19 protein-coding genes are annotated in these 16,903 nt (G+C 67.1%); 17 read left to right on the top strand and 2 right to left on the bottom strand.

Features of this window, described 5'->3' with window-relative positions; translation table 11 throughout:
• The first annotated feature begins 3 nt into the window (after positions 1 to 3).
• From folE to ACI1US_RS06015, 7 genes are read left to right on the top strand one after another with little or no spacing between them, the layout of a single operon-like run.
• Positions 4 to 594: a GTP cyclohydrolase I FolE gene (gene folE, locus ACI1US_RS05985; RefSeq protein ID WP_461638971.1), complete on the top strand. Its 591-nt coding sequence runs from the start codon at positions 4 to 6 to the stop codon at positions 592 to 594.
• Complete coding sequence (gene folP / locus ACI1US_RS05990) at positions 591 to 1,808, top strand: dihydropteroate synthase (RefSeq protein WP_461638973.1); 1,218 nt, start codon at positions 591 to 593, stop codon at positions 1,806 to 1,808. Before folE ends, folP begins: the two co-directional genes overlap by 4 nt.
• Entirely contained in the window at positions 1,805 to 2,446 is a 642-nt protein-coding gene (gene folK, locus ACI1US_RS05995; protein WP_461638975.1) for a 2-amino-4-hydroxy-6-hydroxymethyldihydropteridine diphosphokinase, read from the top strand. The genes folP and folK overlap by 4 nt, the downstream gene beginning before the upstream one ends.
• Positions 2,443 to 2,943, top strand: a complete 501-nt coding sequence (locus tag ACI1US_RS06000) for a DUF3180 family protein (protein ID WP_461638976.1) — start codon at positions 2,443 to 2,445, stop codon at positions 2,941 to 2,943. The genes folK and ACI1US_RS06000 overlap by 4 nt, the downstream gene beginning before the upstream one ends.
• Positions 2,940 to 3,437 carry a PH domain-containing protein gene (locus ACI1US_RS06005; RefSeq protein ID WP_461638978.1) on the top strand — a complete coding sequence of 166 codons (498 nt, stop codon included), beginning with the start codon at positions 2,940 to 2,942 and terminating at the stop codon, positions 3,435 to 3,437. The genes ACI1US_RS06000 and ACI1US_RS06005 overlap by 4 nt, the downstream gene beginning before the upstream one ends.
• Positions 3,434 to 5,290 carry a PH domain-containing protein gene (locus tag ACI1US_RS06010; protein WP_461638980.1) on the top strand — a complete coding sequence of 619 codons (1,857 nt, stop codon included), beginning with the start codon at positions 3,434 to 3,436 and terminating at the stop codon, positions 5,288 to 5,290. The genes ACI1US_RS06005 and ACI1US_RS06010 overlap by 4 nt, the downstream gene beginning before the upstream one ends.
• Positions 5,271 to 5,972 carry an NAD(P)-binding domain-containing protein gene (locus ACI1US_RS06015; protein WP_461638982.1) on the top strand — a complete coding sequence of 234 codons (702 nt, stop codon included), beginning with the start codon at positions 5,271 to 5,273 and terminating at the stop codon, positions 5,970 to 5,972. Before ACI1US_RS06010 ends, ACI1US_RS06015 begins: the two co-directional genes overlap by 20 nt.
• 83 nt (positions 5,973 to 6,055) lie before the next feature.
• Here the strand turns inward: ACI1US_RS06015 and ACI1US_RS06020 are convergent, their stop codons facing one another.
• Both ACI1US_RS06020 and ACI1US_RS06025 read right to left on the bottom strand, forming a co-directional pair.
• The gene (locus tag ACI1US_RS06020; protein WP_461638984.1) at positions 6,056 to 7,048 is read right to left on the bottom strand and encodes an Ldh family oxidoreductase; all 993 of its coding nucleotides are present in this window, start codon (positions 7,046 to 7,048) and stop codon (positions 6,056 to 6,058) included.
• A 33-nt stretch (positions 7,049 to 7,081) separates the two neighbouring features.
• Positions 7,082 to 7,774, bottom strand: coding sequence for a GntR family transcriptional regulator (locus ACI1US_RS06025; protein ID WP_461638986.1), 693 nt, complete (start codon positions 7,772 to 7,774; stop codon positions 7,082 to 7,084).
• Positions 7,775 to 7,882: 108 nt separating this feature from the next.
• Here ACI1US_RS06025 and ACI1US_RS06030 point away from each other — a divergent pair, with 108 nt between their 5' ends.
• The 10 genes from ACI1US_RS06030 to ACI1US_RS06075 form a co-directional block, all read left to right on the top strand.
• Complete coding sequence (locus ACI1US_RS06030; protein ID WP_461638988.1) at positions 7,883 to 8,365, top strand: tripartite tricarboxylate transporter TctB family protein; 483 nt, start codon at positions 7,883 to 7,885, stop codon at positions 8,363 to 8,365.
• A 2-nt stretch (positions 8,366 to 8,367) separates the two neighbouring features.
• The gene (locus ACI1US_RS06035; RefSeq protein ID WP_461638990.1) at positions 8,368 to 10,062 is read left to right on the top strand and encodes a tripartite tricarboxylate transporter permease; all 1,695 of its coding nucleotides are present in this window, start codon (positions 8,368 to 8,370) and stop codon (positions 10,060 to 10,062) included.
• On the top strand, positions 10,059 to 11,072 hold the full coding sequence (locus ACI1US_RS06040; RefSeq protein WP_461638992.1) for a tripartite tricarboxylate transporter substrate binding protein: 1,014 nt from the start codon (positions 10,059 to 10,061) through the stop codon (positions 11,070 to 11,072). Before ACI1US_RS06035 ends, ACI1US_RS06040 begins: the two co-directional genes overlap by 4 nt.
• Before the next feature lie 3 nt (positions 11,073 to 11,075).
• Positions 11,076 to 11,837, top strand: a complete 762-nt coding sequence (locus tag ACI1US_RS06045; RefSeq protein ID WP_461638994.1) for an SDR family NAD(P)-dependent oxidoreductase — start codon at positions 11,076 to 11,078, stop codon at positions 11,835 to 11,837.
• Positions 11,838 to 11,878: 41 nt separating this feature from the next.
• The gene (locus ACI1US_RS06050; RefSeq protein ID WP_461638996.1) at positions 11,879 to 12,832 is read left to right on the top strand and encodes a zinc-dependent alcohol dehydrogenase; all 954 of its coding nucleotides are present in this window, start codon (positions 11,879 to 11,881) and stop codon (positions 12,830 to 12,832) included.
• On the top strand, positions 12,822 to 13,655 hold the full coding sequence (locus tag ACI1US_RS06055; protein WP_461638998.1) for a TIM barrel protein: 834 nt from the start codon (positions 12,822 to 12,824) through the stop codon (positions 13,653 to 13,655). The genes ACI1US_RS06050 and ACI1US_RS06055 overlap by 11 nt, the downstream gene beginning before the upstream one ends.
• On the top strand, positions 13,652 to 14,431 hold the full coding sequence (locus ACI1US_RS06060) for an SDR family NAD(P)-dependent oxidoreductase (RefSeq protein WP_461639000.1): 780 nt from the start codon (positions 13,652 to 13,654) through the stop codon (positions 14,429 to 14,431). The genes ACI1US_RS06055 and ACI1US_RS06060 overlap by 4 nt, the downstream gene beginning before the upstream one ends.
• Positions 14,428 to 15,210 (top strand): SDR family NAD(P)-dependent oxidoreductase, encoded by a 783-nt coding sequence (locus ACI1US_RS06065; protein WP_461639002.1) that lies wholly within the window; start codon positions 14,428 to 14,430, stop codon positions 15,208 to 15,210. Before ACI1US_RS06060 ends, ACI1US_RS06065 begins: the two co-directional genes overlap by 4 nt.
• On the top strand, positions 15,207 to 16,007 hold the full coding sequence (locus ACI1US_RS06070) for a 2-keto-4-pentenoate hydratase (protein WP_461639004.1): 801 nt from the start codon (positions 15,207 to 15,209) through the stop codon (positions 16,005 to 16,007). Before ACI1US_RS06065 ends, ACI1US_RS06070 begins: the two co-directional genes overlap by 4 nt.
• Positions 16,004 to 16,903 (top strand): acetaldehyde dehydrogenase (acetylating) (locus ACI1US_RS06075; RefSeq protein WP_461639006.1); only part of this gene is annotated, 900 nt, incomplete at its 3' end. The genes ACI1US_RS06070 and ACI1US_RS06075, both read left to right, overlap by 4 nt.

Here is a 16,903-nt window from a genome sequence, read left to right on the forward strand (position 1 = left end):
GCGGTGAACGCTGGAGTGGATCGGGACCGGGTCGCCCGGGCGGTGCGCGAACTGCTCGGCGCGATCGGGGTCGACCCCGAAAGCGCCGAGCTGCGCGAGACGCCCGGCAGGGTCGCCGACTCCTACGCCGAGTTTTTTGCGGGGGTGGGCGTTGATCCGCAGCAATTTCTGAGCGACGCGATCCCCGTCGACGGTGAGACGGGCGAGCTCGTGCTCATGCGAGATATCTCGCTGCGCTCCATCTGTGAACACCACCTGCTGCCGTTTCGGGGCCTGGCGCACGTCGCCTACCAGCCGCAAGACCACGTCGTCGGGTTGAGTGCGCTGCCTCGCGTGGTCGCGGCGCTCGCCGAGCGGCCGCAGGTCCAGGAGCGCCTGGGGGAGCAGATCGCGCAGGCACTTGAAGACGGACTGGCCCCGCGCGGGGTGCTCGTCGTGCTCGAAGCGACGCACGGCTGCGTCGCCGACCGCGGCGTGCGGGAAACGACCGCCGAGGCCGTCACGATCGCCTCGCGGGGGAGCCTCTCGGAGCCCGCCGCTCGCGCCGAGGTCATTGCCCTCATTGCGCCAGGCGGCGACAGGAAGTCGCTGTGAGCGCCCTCGCCGCATTCGCGGGCAGCGCGCCCGTGATTCTCGGTGTCTTGAACGCGACGCCCGACTCGTTTAGCGACGGCGGCAAGTACGCGGACCCCGCAAGCGCGGTTGCGCGCGGGCGCGAGCTCGCCGCGGCCGGAGCACACGTCATCGATGTCGGCGGCGAGTCCACTCGGCCGGGGGCCGAGCCCGTTTCTCGCGTCGACGAGCACGCCCGCGTGATCCCCGTGATCGAGCAGCTCGCCGCGGCCGGCCTCACGGTGTCGATCGACACGATCCACGCGGATACGGCAGCCGCCGCCGTCGTTGCCGGAGCGCGCATCATCAACGATGTCTCGGGCGGGCTACACGACCCCGAGATGCTCGCGGTGGCCGCGCGTGCCTCCTCCGAGCACGGAGTTGCTCTGATCCTCGGCCACTGGCGGGGCATCCCCGATCCCGAGCACCTCCGCTCGCAGTACCGCGACGTCGTGGTCGAGGTTCGCGATGCGCTCGCCGAGCGGGCTGCCGCAGCGACCGCGGCGGGCGTTGACGCTCGCCACATTGTGCTCGACCCCGGGCTCGGCTTCGACAAGACCGGCGAGCAGTGCTGGGAGATCCTCCGCCGCATCGACGAACTGCAGGCGCTCGGCTATCCGGTGCTCATCGGGGCCTCGCGCAAGCGGATGCTCGGCGAGGTCCTGGCGACTGTGCCGGGTACCGCAACCACGCCCACCGACCGGGACGGCGCGACGGCCGTGGTGAGCGCGCTCGCTGCGCGCGCTGGCATCTGGGGCGTGCGCGTGCACGACGTCGCGGGAACCGCGGCAGCGAACGCGGTCGCTGCCGCCTGGGCGGGGCCCCCGCGCGAAGACAAGATCACCCTCACCGGGCTTGAGGTGTTCGCGCACCACGGCGTCTTCGACTTCGAACGCGAGCAGGGCCAACGCTTTCTCATCGACGCCGAGGTGTCCGTGGACCTGCGGGCGGCCGCGGCGGGCGACGAGCTTGCGAACACCGTGCACTACGGCGAGCTCGCCGACGCGATCGTCGCGGCCGTTGCCGCCGACCCCGTTGACCTCATCGAGACTGTCGCCGATCGCGTCGCGCAACTCGCGCTCGGATTCTCCGGCGTTTCCCGGGCGCGGGTCAGCGTCCACAAGCCAGACGCGCCCATCGCGCACCCCTTCGCCGACGTCGCGGTGACCGTTGAACGCGAACGGACCGCGCCATGATCGCGCAGGTCGTCCCCGTGCTCCTCGCCTTCGGCTCGAACCAGGGAGGGCGCGGCGAGACGATTCGGGCGGCCCAGGCCGAACTCGCGGAGACCGCGGGCATCACGAACTTCGTAGCCTCACCCCTGCACGAGACGGTCGCGCTGACGCTTGCGGGGCCCGACCCCCACGCGCCGCGCTACGTGAACGGTGTCGCCACGGCCGACACCACCCTCTCGCCACACGCGTTGCTCGATGTCATGCAGCGCATCGAACGCGAACACGGTCGCGTGCGCGGCGAGCGCTGGGGGGATCGCACCCTCGACATTGACCTCATTCTCTTCGGCGGTCGCGTGATCTCCGACGAGCGTTTGAGTGTGCCGCACCCGCGCGCGCACGAGCGCGACTTCGTGCTCGCCCCGTGGCTCGCGCTCGATGCGAACGCGGTGCTCATGGGTCACGGCAGGGTGTCGGAGCTGCTCGAGCGGATCGGCGACACGACCACGCCGTTTGCCGACGAGCCGCCCGCAGGCGAACAGCCCGCAGGCGAGCCGCCCGCAAGCGAGCCGCCCGCGAGCGAAACGGGAGCGTCCAGCCCCAGCGGGGCGGGAGCGTCCGGCCCGAACGGCCCCGCAGCATCGCCAGGGAGCTCGCGGTGAGCGGCCAGCCCAAGCTGCAGCGCTTGAATCCGCTGCACCTCCTCGGGACAGCCGCGGTTGCTGCCGCGGTCGCGCTGTTCATTCAGGCCTGGCTCTCCTCACGCGGCCGTCCCTCGCTCGTCCTGCCGTACTCGATGGCCGTGACGCTCGTCGCACTCGCGATCCTGCTCATTGTGCTTGGGCTGCGGCTGCGCACACACGTGGCGAAGGGCATCGGTGCCGTCAACCCGTTTCACGCGGTTCGACTGCTCGCGACGGCGAGGGCGGGGCAGATCGTTGGTGCCACGTTCGCAGGCTTCGGCGGCGGCCTGCTGCTGTCGCTGCTCGGCCGCAGTGTGCCGGCCCCCGTGCCCACTTGGCTCCCGATGCTCGTGACGGGGCTCGCCGCGATCGCGCTCCTCGTCTGCGCGATCATCACCGAGCACCTGTGCCGGGTGCCCCCGGGCGGCGAAGATGACGGCGAGGCCGATCCCGGCCTGGCTACACTAGAAACGTGACCCAACAGACGCTCCCCGAACTCCAGCCCCAGTGGCAGCGAGTCTCACCGAAGTACGCGGTTTCCGACCTCATCATCAACGTCGTGACGTCGTTCTTACCACTTGTCGTGGTCATCATCGTGTCGCTCACGAACAACCGCGAAGTACCACTGTGGCTCACCCTCGGGCTCTGGGGGCTCGTCGCGTTCTTCCTCATCAACTCGCTCTTTGCCTTCCGTCGGGTCAAAGCGATCGGCTACATTCTGCGCGAGGACGACCTTCTGTTCCGCCGCGGCATCATGTTCGAACGCATTGTCGCTGTGCCCTACGGCCGACTGCAGCTCGTCGATATCACGCGCGGGCCGCTGCTGCGGGCACTCGGCCTCTCGACCCTCAAATTTGTCACCGCTTCTGCAGCCACCGGCGTGCAACTGCCCGGCCTCACGCAGGGCGACGCTGAGGCGCTCCGCGACCGCCTCGTCGAGCTCGCAGAATCTCGGCGGTCGGGGCTATGACCCACGGAATTCCCGGCGACCCAGAGCTGCCGGAACAAGCCAGTACGCCGCCGCAGCAAGCCAGTATGCCCCCGGAGCACCCGGAGGCGGTAGCGCAGGGATCCAGCCACTCGCCCGAGCCCGCCGGCGCAGACCAGATGCCTGGCACCGCCGACTCCGAGGGCTGGCGGCGGCTCCACCCCGTCTCACCGCTGCTGCGCGGCGGTCTCGTGCTCGTGGTGTTCGTCGGTATTGTCATCGCGAACTTCCGCGACATCATCGTGCGGATGTTCTTCTCGACGCCCGAGGACGAGTCGCTCGACAGCGATGACGTCACCGAACTGTTCCAGATGCTGTCGAACGGGCAAACTCTTCTCATCGCCGTCGGCGCGATAGTCGCGATCATCGTGCTGGTTGTCGGGGTGTCCTGGGTGGCGTGGCGCTTCCACACCTACCGCGTGACGGCCGATGCTGTCGAGTCGCGTTCAGGCGTACTGTTCCGACAGCACCGCCGCGCGCCGCTTGACCGCGTACAGAGTGTCAACCTGCAGCGCCCCCTGCTCGCTCGCATCCTCGGGCTCACGAAGATCGAGGTGCTCACGGGAGGCCAGGGCGGCAAGGTCGAGCTCGCATACCTGGGGCATCGCGACGCGAAGGCAGTGCGTGAGCGCATCCTGGTGCTCGCTTCGGCCCGCCGCAACGGCGAGGACGTGTCCGCGGCCGTAGCCGCCGCTGACGCCGCGGTGATTACCCCCGCATCGTTCGACGGCACCGCCTACGCCGAACCGGTCGACGCGCTCACGCAGCGCGCGCAGGAGTTCGCCGATTTCGATGTCGACCCGACCGCGCTCGCCGAGCAATCACTCGTGCGCGTGCCCATCGGGCGGCTGCTCGGCTCGATCCTGCTGAGCTGGGAGGCCGTGATCACGCTCGCGCTGCTGCTCATCGCCATATTCTGGGGCGTCGTCAGCTCCGCGATCGGCGTGCTCACGGGCAGCACAGGGTTTCTCGCCTCGGCGGGAGTCTCGCTGCTCACTGTCCTGCCGATCCTCATCATCAGCATCGGCATGATGATCTCGCAGTTCAACAAGGGCTTCAACTTCACGCTGTCGCGCGGCCGGGACTCCGTGCGCATCGGCGCTGGCCTCACGTCGACCATGACCGACTCGATCCCGTTCGGTCGAATCCATGCGATCGAGGCGCGGCAGCCGCTGTTCTGGCGCCCCTTCGGCTGGTGGCGGCTGCGCATCACGGTGGCTGGGCACTCGGTCTCTGAGGCCGGGCAGAGCGTCACCCAGAACACCGTGCTCCCCGTCGGGCGGCACACCGACGTGGTGCGCGTGATTGAAACGCTAGTGCCCGGTGCCGCCGCTGGTATCACCGAGGGCCTCACGGGCAGCGGCGACGGCTACATCGGGGCGGGCCCGCGGGCTGCCTGGCTGCTGCTCTTTGGGCGACGGCGAGCTGGAGTGCGAGTCGACGTTCCGGCAGCGCTGGTGCCGCATGCTGAGTCTGTCTCGGAGACCGCGGCGACCGCAGAAACCTCGCCAGCTGCGCCAGCCGTTGACCTCGCGAACGCGACGCTCCGGATTCGCCGCGGTGCCCTCACCCGCTCGCTGTCGATCATGCCGGTCGTGCGGGCGCAGTCCGTGCAGCTCAGCCGGCCCTTCTGGCATCACCTGCTGGGGCTCGCCTCGCTGCAGGCACACACGGTGCTCGGCCCGGTGCGGATGTCGGTGCGCGGGCTCGCGCTCTCAGACGCGCAGCGGGTGTTCGCTGAGCTCACTGACACCGTGCTGCGGGTGCAGCGTATGGAATCCGACAGCCACCCGACCGCGAAGCGGGGCGAAGCTCATGAGCGCCCCGCAGGCTAGCCGACTCGGGATCGGGATCATTGGGGCCGGCCGCGTCGGCCCCGTGCTCGGGCGGGCGCTCGCGGGCGCCGGCCATGCGATCACCGGTGTCAGCGCAGTCAGCGAGGAGAGCCGCGAGCGCGCCGAGACGATGCTCCCCGGCGTGCCAGTGCTCGAGGTGCAAGAGATCGTGCGTCGTTCCGAGCTCGTGCTGCTCGCGATCCCCGGAAACGAGATTCCCGGGCTCGTCTCGGGGCTCGCGAAGCTCGGCGCCTGGCAGCCGGGTCAGCTCGTGATCCACACCGCCCCCGAGCACGGCACCGCCGTCTTTGCGGAGGCTCCCGGAGTGATCCCGATCGCGCTCCACCCGAGCATGGTGTTCACGGGCACCAGCCTCGATCTCGCCCGCCTGACCGGGGCGACCGTTGCTGTGACCGCGCCCAGCGTGGTGCAGCCGATCGGCCAGGCGCTCGTCGTCGAGATGGGGGCGGAGCCCGTCATCGTCGCCGAGCACGACCGCGCTGCCTACGCTGAAGCGGTGACGGTGGCCGCGGCCGCGGCCCGGCTCGCGACCGCCGACGCGATCCTCACGCTGCAGGAGCTTGGTATCGCGCGCGCGGCCAAGATCGTGGGAGGCGCGGTGCAGGCTGCGATCGACGAGGAAACTGGTCGCTACGCGGGGGATCCCGAGCTCGGCGCCTAACGCGCGAGCGAGATGCCGCGCATCAGCTTGAGCACCGCGGGCTACAGACCGAGCACCGCGGATTACACGCCGAGCACCGCGGATTACAGGCCGAGCACCGCGCAGGCGTTGTCATCGAGAGGGACGACCCCGCTGCTCAGTCGCGCAGCACGTATCTCGCGGCTGTGCTCCCCGGGAAGGCGTCCGCCGCCGCCGACGATTTCGGCGAGCAGGGTCTCAACTGCAGCTGGCCCAGCGCTCCCAGCGCCGAGGAGCGCCGGGTCGAAGGCGATGTAGACGGCCCCGAAATCATCAGGTTCGTGTACTTCGGGGCCGCGTTTGGCAGCCGCTGTCCGGCCAGTGCCAAACCCAGAGACGAGCAGTTCGATCATGAGTGCGAGGCCGTAGCCGCGGTGCCCGCCGAACGGGAGCACGCGGCCGCGGCCGTCTGGGCGAACTGCGTCGTGCGGGTTCGTTGTGGGGGTGCCATGCTCGTCCAGGGCTACGCCATCGGGGAGGGTGCCGCCGGTCGTGCGCAGCCGCATGACTTCGTTGAACGCGATTGCGGAGGTCGCCATGTCGAGCACGAGCGGGTCCCCAGACTCACGTGGCACGGCAATACCGACCGGGTTCGTGCCGATCGCTGGATCGGTCGAGCCGGGAGCCACGACGACCAACGGTGTGCTGTTCAGCGCAATCGCGCACATCCCCGATCGAGCCACGCGTTCGACGAGGTATCCGAGAGCTCCGCTTACTCCAGCGTGCCGAACGGATACGACAGCGATTCCTGACTGTTGCGCTTTGCGTGTCAGGAGATCAACGGCCTCGCGGTGCACGAATGGCGATAGGTGATAGCCGCCGTCGACAACCGCAGAGGTGGGTGTCTCGTGTTCGATACTCAGCGGGCGACGCCGGGTGTCGCCGAGTCGGTATTCGCGCTCGATGTTGCGGATGAGTCGCACGCCGTGCGAGCGATGGGCGCGAAGTTCGGCATCGATGCACATCTCTGCGGCAACCGCGACCTCCTCAGCGGGCGCGCCAAGATCGGTGAGCTTTGCGGTGACCCGCGTGGTGAGTTCAGCAAGGGGAATCTCCATCGAAACCCTTTCGTGTTGGGGCGAAGCGTTCGCCTAGTTGTCTGAGACCGTGTCGACGAAACCCGCGGCGAGCATCACTTCGAGCGACTGATTGTAGTGTGCCGAGAGCAGTTCGACAGCGAGGTCTGCGTTGCGGTCGAGGGCGGCGTCCATAATGAGTTCGTGCTCGTGCGGGACATCGCGTTTGAGGGCAGCAGGGGTGGGTGCCGACCAGCGTCTGTAGAGTTCGGTTGAATCGAATAGGGTGCGGGAGAGATCAATGAGCATTGCGACTCCTGAGCCTGCAACGAGCGCCGCATGAAAGTCACTGTGAGCCGCTGACCACTCGTTGCGAATGTGCAGCGGATCGTCCTCGGATCGCCGCGCGGTTCGCGCGAGGATGTGGTGCTTGGTGACGATCTCGGTCTCCCACCCAATATCGCCGCGCTCGATCGCAAGGCGCAGCGCCAGTGAGTCGTTATGGGTACGCACAAGGGTGAGATCTTTGATCTCATCGACCGTGAGCGCGGGGACCGAAAAGCCCTTCGCTGGCTGGCTGACGGTGATACGTTCAGCCGCCAGCCGAACGAGTACCTCGCGCACCACAGTGGTGCTCGCGCCATAGACCTCTGAGAGTTCCGCTGGTCGCAACCGTGTTCCCGGCTTCCAGTGGCCATTCATGATGTCGGTGCTGATGAGCTGATACACATGCGAGGACATCGTCTTCGCATCACCCTGTCGTGCCATGCCCAAAAGCATAGCTGATATTAAAATGCATTTTGATTTGACGAATACATTCAACTCTCCGTAGTATCTGAAACACACAACGTAGTGATTTCAAACGAAGAGGTGAAAATGCCAGACGAACGGCAACCACTGCTGTCAAAGTTCAGGCTGAATAGTCTTGCCGTCGCATTACTCGGTGTCGTCTGCCTGGTGATGTCGATGCAGCTCCCGCTCGGCACCGCAAAGGCTCCCGGCCCAGGAATGTGGCCAGCGCTCGTATCTGTCGGACTGACGCTTGTGGCGGTGTTCGTGCTGGTGACTGAGCGTGACGACTCCGACTACGAGTCATTGACCAAGCGTTCGATCGTATCTGTTTTGGGCTTCGCCTGGATCGCCGTGTTCGTTGTGCTCTTCACCCACCTCGGATTTACGCTCGCCTCGATCATCTTCTCGCTCGTATGGCTTCGGTTCTTCGCGAAAGAGAGCTGGCGCTTCACGCTGATCGTGGCACCGTTGTTCACCGTCGCATTCGTGGTGATTTTCTCCGTGCTGCTTCGCGTTCCTGTGCCACATGATCCAGTGCTCTCGTTCGTTACCGGTGGGAGGTTCTGACAATGGATATGAACGGCGTTCTTGAAGGATTCGCGGTTGCGCTGCAACCGATAAACATCCTCTTTGTCTTCGTGGGCGTGCTCCTCGGAATGATCGTGGGTGTGCTCCCCGGTCTCGGGCCGGCCCCCACTATCGCGCTGATGCTTCCGCTCACGTACGTGCTACCCACCGAGGCCGCCATCGTGATGCTCGCGGGCATCTACTACGGTGCCTACTACGGCGGAACGATCACCTCTGTGCTGCTCAAACTTCCCGGAGAAGCAGCGAGCGTGGTGACCGTCTACGACGGCCACCAAATGGCGCTCAAGGGGCGTGCAGGCCCCGCCCTCGGCATCTCAGCCATCGGCTCATTTATCGGCGGCACCGTCGCCATCATTGGCTTGCTCTTCCTCTCGCCTGTCATCGCAAAGTTCGCGGTGAAGCTCGGGCCCCCCGAGTACGCGATGCTCGCAATCACCGGTCTCATCATGGTCTCGGTGCTCGGACAAGCGAAACCCTCAAAGAACCTCATCATCGCTGGTGTTGGCTTGCTCATCGCAACGGTCGGGATCGACGCGATCTCCGGCGTCTCCCGCTTCACCTTCGGTTCGACCGAGCTGCTGCGCGGTATCGACTTCGTTGCGGTTTCGATGGGCCTGTTCGGGCTCGGCGACGTGCTCTATGACCTTGAGCACGAGGTGAAGACCGCGCGCGTGCAGGGAAAGATCGGCCGGGTCATGCCGACCAAGCAAGACATGAAGGATTCATCGGGTGCGATCGCTCGCGGCTCGGTGCTCGGCTTCTTCCTCGGCCTACTCCCCGGCGGGGGCGGCGTGGTGTCTTCGCTCGCCTCATACGCGGTGGAGAAGAAGGTCGCGAAGAATCCCGAGGAATTCGGGCACGGCGCGATCGCAGGTGTGGCCGGCCCCGAGACCGCGAATAACGCGGGATCGACCTCTTCCTTCCTCCCGCTGCTCTCGCTCGGCATCCCGTCGAACGTGGTGCTTGCGCTGCTCTACGGTGCCCTCCTCATCCAAGGGATCACCCCGGGGCCGACGCTCGTCACCGAGCACCCGGCAATTTTCTGGGGCGTGCTGGCGTCGATGATCCTCGGCAACCTCATGCTGCTGATCCTCAGCCTGCCGATGGTCGGAATGTTCGTGAACCTCGTGCGCGTTCGCATCGGCATCCTCGCGACCGTCATCGTGCTCATCACGATGATCGGTGTCTACTCGGTCTCGAACTCGATCTTTGACATGTGGGTGATGCTCGCATTCGGTGTCGTCGGCTACATCATGCGCAAGACCGGCTACGACCCGGGACCGCTCGCGCTCGCGCTCATCCTTGGCCCGCTGCTCGAGACCTCGTTCCGGCAGTCGCTGCTCATGTCTGACGGCAGCCCCATGATCTTCCTCGAACGCCCCGTTTCGCTCATCTTCGTACTCGCCCTCGCCGCGCTCGTGATCTTCCAGGTGCTCGCGCGACGCAAGAGCAAGGTTGAGCGGAAGTACTACAAGGCGACGAAGGCCGTGCGCCAAGGGAAGGGCATGCCCGATCCCACCGGCGTCATCCCGGCCGTGGGTCTCGAAAACGAAGACCACACCATAGACCTCGGAAACGGCGAACAGACGGCGTCTGACCCCGCGACCGAAGAAACCGACGCCGAACCCGGTGCCGTGTCCAACCCTGATCAACACACCACCCAAGGAGAACGATGAAGTTTTCGAGCTTCCGCCGCCCCGCAGCGGCTATCGCAATGACCGCCGTAGCCCTGCTCGGCCTGGCCGCGTGCTCCGGCAACGCCGGCACCCCGTCTGCCGGAGGCGGTGCCTCGGCCGACTACCCGACCAAGAGCGTCACCATGATCGTGCCGTATGCTGCCGGCGGTCCGACCGACATCTCTGCGCGTGCGCTTGCACAGGACATTGAGGCTGAACTCGGCAAGACCGTGATCGTTGAGAACCGCCCTGGCGCTTCCGGTATCACGGGCCTCAGTGAGGTCGCCACGGCAAAGGCCGACGGCTACACCTTCACGTACACGACGGGCGACTCGTTCGTGCAGTCCGAGCTGCGCGAGGGCGTGCCGTTTACGTTCGAGAGCTTCGTGCCCGTCGCAGGAACAATCACCCAGCCCTACGTGCTCGTGACCGGCAAGGACAGCGGGATCGCTGACGTTGCCGCGCTCGGATCCGAGAAGAGCGCAACATACGCGGTCACCGGAGTCGGCACACCGACACACATCAACACCGCTCAGCTCTTCGACCAGCTCGGTGTCGCCGCGACTGCTGTTCCGTTTGACGGCGCGAGCCCCGCGGTACAGGCACTCGTTGGCGGGCAGACCACCGTTGCAATGCTTGACGCCTCGGTCGTGATGCCGTTCATCAAGAGCGGTGACCTGCAGGCGCTTGCCGTATACACTCCCGACGGCGAGCCGCTCGACTACCTCGAGGGCACCCCGACGCTCGAGGACGCGAAGATCGACACCGACTCGATGACACTGACAGTGTGGGGCGTCGCGCTGCCAGCAGGCACCGACGAGGCTGTTGTGAAGGTGCTTCGCGACGCGGCGCTCGCCGCAGCGGAGGGCGAGAACTTCCAGACCTTCACTCAGGCCAACTTCATGCCGCTGCTCACCGCCGAGGCCGAGGCCGAGTGGTACGAGGTGCTCAAGGAGACCGCTGCGAAGACCGTCAAGGCGCTCGATAAGTTCGAAATCACACTGGGTTAAGCGATGCGACTCACATCCATATCTACCGTGGTGACCGGGGCAGGTGCCGGCATCGGTGCCGCGATCGCTCGCCGTTACGGCAGCGAGGGCGCGCTGGTAACTGTCGCTGATATCGATCGCGAGGCGGCGCAGACCGTTTGCGACGAGATCATCGCTGCCGGTGGCCAGGCCCTCGCTGTGACGATGGATGTGACCGATCGTGACGCGGTTCGGACCGGTCTCGCCCAGGCGCGCGACCGGTTCGGCCGAGTCGAGGTAATGGTGAACAACGCCGGAATTTCAGTGTCCTCCGGTGTGTTCGACACAACCGAGGAGCAGTGGATGCGGCATCAGCGTGTCAACGGCTTTGGCGTACTCATCGGCATGCAGGAAGCGGCGAAAATGATGATCGCGGATGGCATTTCGGGTCGCATCGTGAATGTCACATCGATCTCGGGGATACGAAACAACGCCGACTGGGTCGCGTACGCGGCGAGCAAAGCGAGCACATCCTCGCTCATCCACGGCGGCGCGCGGGCACTCGCTGGCGACGGCATCACGGTCACCGGCATCGCTCCCGGCATCGTTGAGACGCCGCTGTGGCGGGGGATCCACGGCACCGAGCAGGAGCACCGTGAGCGCTTCGCGCGCTACGCCGCTGAGATTCCGCTGGGTCGGATCTCCGTGGCGGAGGATCTCACGGGGGCTGCGGTGTTCCTTGCGAGCCCGGACGCCGCGTACATGACCGGACAGATCATCACCGTTGACGGCGGGATCACGGCGTGATGCGGGCAGCTGTGCTCACCGAACCCGGAAGGGTGTCGGTCATGAACACCTGGCCGGAACCCGAGTGCGGGCCAGGGGACGTCATCGTTGCGGTCGCGGCCACCGGCATTTGCGGCACCGACCTTGCCTACTTCCGCGGCGAGCGAGACATTGTGGCCGGGGGCCTGGTGCTTGGACACGAGCCGTGGGGCACGATCCTCGCGGTCGGCAGTGACGTCGATCCAGGCCGCATCGGCGAACGGGTCGCTGTCGAACCCAACTACCCCTGCGGTAGCTGCCGGCCTTGCCAGGCAGCGCTCCCATCGCTCTGCACGCAGCGCCGAAGCCCCGTCGTCACTGAACATGGCTTCCTCGCCGAGCGGGTGGCGGTGCCGGCTGACTTCGCCTGGCAGCTCCCGGACTCGGTGTCAGACCGCGACGCGAGCTGCATCGAGCCACTCGCGGTCGCGATGGCCGCGATCCGGCGAGCGGGCGACATCGCGTTGCGGCCACGGATCGCAATCCTTGGAGCCGGGAGCATCGGGCGTATCCTCGCAGACGTGCTGTTGCGTCGCGGCGTGGTTCCCGCAGTGTTCGACCTGTCAGCGGAGCGGATAGCCGCGGCCCTCGATCAGGGAGCGCGGCAGGCCATGGACGACGAGCGCTTCGACCTGATCTTCGAGACCACGGGTAGCGGCCCGGCGGCCACCTCCGTGATCGAGCAGCTCGACGCCGGGGGAGCGCTCATCGTCGTCGGTGTCGGCAACGATGCGATTTCCATCGACACGAAGACACTCGTGCGGCGCGGCCTCACCGTGACCGGTTCGATGATCTACGACCACCCGAGCGACTACGGCGAAGTCATCCGCGCAGTGGCGCGCGGTGATGCACGGCCTGGTGTTGTGCTCGGAGAGCCATACGTGCTCGAAGACGCGGAGGCCGCCCTTACCGCGGCTGCTACCGCAACAACAAAGACCTGGATTCGAATGAAGGATGGTGAGCCGCGTGGAGAGTAGACCGCTCGGAGTCGACCACCTCACCGCCCTCGAACTGTCACCCGTCGAGTTCTTGCGTGCGGCGGCGGCCGCTGAATTCGCAAGCGTGAGCTTGCGCACGATCCACATCGCGGGCGGAGTCCCGGCGTGGGCCGCCGAGCCCGCGGACACCGCGGCGACTGCAGCAGCGGCCCGGGCGCTCGGTATCGGCGTGCACGCCATCGAAGCGGTGGCGCTCACCCCCGAGCTGAGCGGCAACACTGCAACGCTTGTGCCGCAACTCGAACAGGGTGCGGCACTCGGGGCTGAGCTGCTGTACTGCTTCGCTGACGACACCGACGGTGCGCGCTGCGCCGGCACCTTCGCGGAGCTCGCGGCTCTCGCTGCCGTGTACGGGCTGCGCACGCTCATCGAGCCGATGCCGTACCGTGCAATCGCGACCCTTTCAGAGGCTTCGGCGATCGCCAATATGCCCGCCAGCAGCCTCGCTGCCGGCCTCGTCGTTGACACCTTGCACGCGAGCCGAGGCGGTACGCACCCCGCTGACCTCACCGCGCTGCCGCAAGGACAGCTCGCGCTGCTCCAGCTCAGCGATGCCCCCGCAGCAGCGCCTCGTGGCCCCGCTCCGTCGGGCCTGCACCCGCTGATGCACGAGGCTCGCTTCGACAGACTCGATCCAGGATCGGGGGAGCTGCCGCTCGCAGCATACGTGGCCGCGATGCCAGCGTCCGCGCGCATCACGGTTGAAGCACCGAGTCGCACGCAAGGCATCGACCAGGTAACCCGGCTGCGAGCGCTGCGCGCGAGCACACTCGCGGCGCTTACCGCTGAGGTGCTCCAGTGAGGGCGCTCGTGACCGGGGCTTCCTCCGGTATCGGCCGCGCCCTCGCTGCGCAGCTCGCCGCAGCCGGCTACTCCCTCACCCTCGTTGCGCGCGACGCCGCGGCGCTCGCTGAGCTCAGCGCGGCGCTCCCGGGGGCAGCACACGAAGTCATCTCCGCCGACCTCGCTGAGCGTGCGGCCGTGGACACAGTCTGCGCTCGGCTGAGTGACACTGTCGACCCCGTCGACGTGCTTGTGCACTCCGCGGGGGTCGGCCTCCCGCCCGGCGGGTACCTTGGAAACCCCGCAGCCGCGAGCGATCTCGTGCACGCGCTGAGCATCGACGCCCTCACCTCCCTCGCCCACGCAGCGCTGCCGGGAATGCTCGCGCGCGGACGGGGCGGCCTCATCACGGTCGGCTCGATTGCTGGCTTCCTCCCTGGGACAGGCGCGATCACCTACTCCGCGTCGAAGGCGTGGGCGCAGGCATTCGGGGAGGGGCTCAACCAACTCACTCGCGGCACGGGGGTGACGAGCACGGTTGTCACCCCCGGCTTCGTCCGCAGCGGCTTCCACAGCCGGGCCGGGATCGGGGCGACGGGGATCCACCGCGCCATGTGGTGCACGCCCGAGCAGGTGGCGCGCGCAGCGCTGCTCGGTTTCAGCCGTGGGCGAGCGCTCGTGGTGCCCGGAGGCGTGTGGAAATTCGTGTACGCGGGGTACCGCGTGTTGCCACGCAATTGGTCGCGGGCCGCCTTCGCACAGTACATGGCATGGACAGCAAGGAGAGCAGCATGACCGAGTTCACACGCCTGCAGGCCAGGCGCGCGGTGATCACCGGCGGCGGCAGCGGAATTGGCGCGGCCATCGCTCGCGGCTACGCGGCGGCCGGGGCGGAAGTGCTCGTCGCCGACCTCGACGAGTCCGCCGCGAGCGCAGTAGCCGCCGCGATCGTCGACTCCGGAGGCCGCGCCATCGCGCACGCCGTAGACGTCGCAGATGCAGCCTCCGTGTCAGCGCTCTTCGAGTTCGCTGACGAAGAGCTCGGAGGCGTCGACGCGCTCGTGAACGCGGCAGGTGTGCTGCAGCGGCAGGGGTTTCTCGAGGTCGACGAGGCGAGCTGGGATCTCACGATCCGGGTGAACTCTCTCGGGCCACTCTTGTGCACGCAGGCTGCTGCCCGCCGCTTCATCGACCAGGGTGAGGCGACGCGGGGCGCGGGAAAGATCGTGAACATCTGCAGCACCTCCTCGCGCAAGCCAACGGGCGACTTCACCGCGTACGCCGCGAGCAAGGCAGCACTGCTGTCGCTGACGCAGTCGACGGCGAAGGGGCTCGCGCCGCACGGTATCACCGTAAACGGCATCGGCCCTGGCATTGTCGATACCCCGATCTGGCGCTCGGACGCGCTCACCCTGCGGGACCGAACGCTCGACGACTACGCGGCGCAGATCCCCCTCGGCCGGGTCTCAGTGCCCGAAGACCTCATAGCAACCGCGATCTTTCTCGCGGCAGACGATTCAAACTACATGACCGGCCAGTTACTCATGGTCGACGGAGGGATGGTGATGGTGTGAGCACCACAGCAGACACGAGCACGGCGCGGAGCGTCGCTGATGCGTTGTACGAGGCGCACCTCGCAGCGCGCGCGATCGATCCCGTGATCGGGCAGCTCGGCGCGGGCAACGTTGACGCCGCCTACGCGGTGCAGGAGCTGCTTATGGGCCGCTTTGAGGCGGCAGGCGCGGTGCGGGTCGGACGCAAGGTCGGGCTCACGAACCCCGCGGTGCAGCAGCAGCTCGGCGTCGACCAACCCGACTTCGGCGTACTCCTTGAGTCCATGGACGTGAGCGGGAACCGCGCGGTTGACACCTCCGCGCTCATCGCGCCGCGCATTGAGGCTGAGCTCGCGTTCGTCATGGCGCGCGACGTCTATGCCGTTGACCGCGAGAGCGTGATGGCGGCGGTCGAGTCCGTCGTCGCGGCCTTCGAGATCGTCGACTCACGGGTGCGCGACTGGCAGATCTCGATCGTCGACACGATCGCCGACAACGCGTCGAGCGCGCTCTATGCGCTCGGTGAGACGCGGCGGCCGCTCGCGGCCATCACGCCGGCCGAGGTGAGCATGACGCTCACTCGCGACGGCGAGACGGTCTCTTCGGGGACGGGCGAGGCGTGCCTCGGCGACCCGATCACGGCCCTCGTCTGGGTCGCGGAGACCGCGGCGAGGCTCGGCCGGCCCCTGCGCGCCGGCGAGGTCGTGCTCTCGGGTGCCCTCGGGCCGATGATCCCGTTCGAAGCAGGCCACAGCTACGAAGCACACATCACCGGGCTCGGCTCGGTGCAGGTAACCGCGGAAGAAGGAGCGGCATGACGAAAACACGGGTAGCCATTATCGGGCCGGGCAACATCGGGACCGACCTCATGTTCAAGGTGATGCGCCTGAGCGAGACGCTTGAGATGGGCGCAATGGTGGGCATCGACCCTGCCTCCGACGGGCTCGCACGTGCGGCTCGCCTCGGCATCCCCACCACACACGAGGGCATCGACGGCCTCATCGCGCTTGAAGGCTTCGCAGACATCGACGTCGTCTTCGACGCGACGAGCGCGGGCGCACACCGCGGGAACGCGGCAAAGCTCGCCCCCTTCAACAAGCAGCTCATCGACCTCACCCCCGCGGCGATCGGGCCGTACGTCGTGCCGGCGGTGAACCTCGACGAGCACCTCGCCGAGAACAACGTGAACATGGTGACCTGCGGCGGACAGGCGACGATCCCGATCGTCGCCGCGATCTCCCAGGTCACCCCGGTGAAGTACGCCGAGATCGTCGCGTCGATCTCCTCGAAGTCAGCCGGCCCCGGCACCCGCGCGAACATTGACGAGTTCACAGAGACCACCTCACGCGGCCTCGAGGTCGTCGGCGGGGCTGCCCGCGGCAAAGCCATCATCGTGATGAACCCGGCCGAGCCCCCGATGATCATGCGCGACACCGTGCAGACCATCGTCGCCAGGCTTTCGGCGGCTGAGCGCGTTCGCATCGCCGAGGCCGTCGTTGCCCAGGTGGCTCGTGTCGCAGGGTACGTACCCGGCTACAGGCTGAAACAAGACGTGCAGTTCAGCGACGAGGGTGACACCCTCGACGGGCTCGTCCCCGAGAACGCGCGCGCGGCCGAGTACACGCGCGTGACCGTCTTCCTCGAGGTCGAGGGTGCAGCGATGTACCTACCGAGCTACGCCGGAAACCTTGACATTATGACGAGCGCAGCGCTC

Origin of the sequence: Leucobacter sp. BZR 635 (genome assembly GCF_048061935.2) — a bacterium.
In the GTDB taxonomy this organism is placed as follows: Bacteria; Actinomycetota; Actinomycetes; order Actinomycetales; family Microbacteriaceae; genus Leucobacter.

Bases quoted from the DNA above. Each gene is read 5' to 3' on its own strand.
- ACI1US_RS06010 (WP_461638980.1), top strand. From the start codon at position 3,434: ATGACCCACGGAATTCCCGGCGACCCAGAGCTGCCGGAACAAGCCAGT.
- ACI1US_RS06040 (WP_461638992.1), top strand. From the start codon at position 10,059: ATGAAGTTTTCGAGCTTCCGCCGCCCCGCAGCGGCTATCGCAATGACC.
- ACI1US_RS06045 (WP_461638994.1), top strand. From the start codon at position 11,076: ATGCGACTCACATCCATATCTACCGTGGTGACCGGGGCAGGTGCCGGC.
- ACI1US_RS06035 (WP_461638990.1), top strand. From the start codon at position 8,368: ATGGATATGAACGGCGTTCTTGAAGGATTCGCGGTTGCGCTGCAACCG.
- ACI1US_RS06020 (WP_461638984.1), bottom strand. From the start codon at position 7,048: ATGGAGATTCCCCTTGCTGAACTCACCACGCGGGTCACCGCAAAGCTC.
- ACI1US_RS06015 (WP_461638982.1), top strand. From the start codon at position 5,271: ATGAGCGCCCCGCAGGCTAGCCGACTCGGGATCGGGATCATTGGGGCC.
- ACI1US_RS06065 (WP_461639002.1), top strand. From the start codon at position 14,428: ATGACCGAGTTCACACGCCTGCAGGCCAGGCGCGCGGTGATCACCGGC.
- ACI1US_RS06050 (WP_461638996.1), top strand. From the start codon at position 11,879: ATGAACACCTGGCCGGAACCCGAGTGCGGGCCAGGGGACGTCATCGTT.
- folK (WP_461638975.1), top strand. From the start codon at position 1,805: ATGATCGCGCAGGTCGTCCCCGTGCTCCTCGCCTTCGGCTCGAACCAG.
- ACI1US_RS06030 (WP_461638988.1), top strand. From the start codon at position 7,883: ATGCCAGACGAACGGCAACCACTGCTGTCAAAGTTCAGGCTGAATAGT.
- ACI1US_RS06025 (WP_461638986.1), bottom strand. From the start codon at position 7,774: ATGGCACGACAGGGTGATGCGAAGACGATGTCCTCGCATGTGTATCAG.